1 rRNA gene is annotated in these 655 nt (G+C 52.8%); it reads left to right on the top strand.

Going from position 1 to position 655, the window contains the following annotated elements:
• Nucleotides 1-655: ribosomal RNA gene (locus IQR33_RS01915) — 16S ribosomal RNA — on the top strand; the annotation flags it as partial.

Raw genomic sequence — 655 nt, 5'->3', positions numbered from 1 at the left:
TTTGACGTTAGCGACAGAAGAAGCACCGGCTAACTCCGTGCCAGCAGCCGCGGTAATACGGAGGGTGCGAGCGTTAATCGGAATTACTGGGCGTAAAGCGCATGCAGGTGGTTTGTTAAGTCAGATGTGAAAGCCCGGGGCTCAACCTCGGAATAGCATTTGAAACTGGCAGACTAGAGTACTGTAGAGGGGGGTAGAATTTCAGGTGTAGCGGTGAAATGCGTAGAGATCTGAAGGAATACCGGTGGCGAAGGCGGCCCCCTGGACAGATACTGACACTCAGATGCGAAAGCGTGGGGAGCAAACAGGATTAGATACCCTGGTAGTCCACGCCGTAAACGATGTCTACTTGGAGGTTGTGGCCTTGAGCCGTGGCTTTCGGAGCTAACGCGTTAAGTAGACCGCCTGGGGAGTACGGTCGCAAGATTAAAACTCAAATGAATTGACGGGGGCCCGCACAAGCGGTGGAGCATGTGGTTTAATTCGATGCAACGCGAAGAACCTTACCTACTCTTGACATCCAGAGAACTTTCCAGAGATGGATTGGTGCCTTCGGGAACTCTGAGACAGGTGCTGCATGGCTGTCGTCAGCTCGTGTTGTGAAATGTTGGGTTAAGTCCCGCAACGAGCGCAACCCTTATCCTTGTTTGCCAGC

The organism is Vibrio sp. OPT46, assembly GCF_015163535.1.
Classification (GTDB): domain Bacteria; phylum Pseudomonadota; class Gammaproteobacteria; order Enterobacterales; family Vibrionaceae; genus Vibrio; species Vibrio alginolyticus.
The sequence above is the reverse complement of the archived record's forward strand: the minus strand, read 5'-3'. Positions and strand labels throughout refer to the sequence as shown.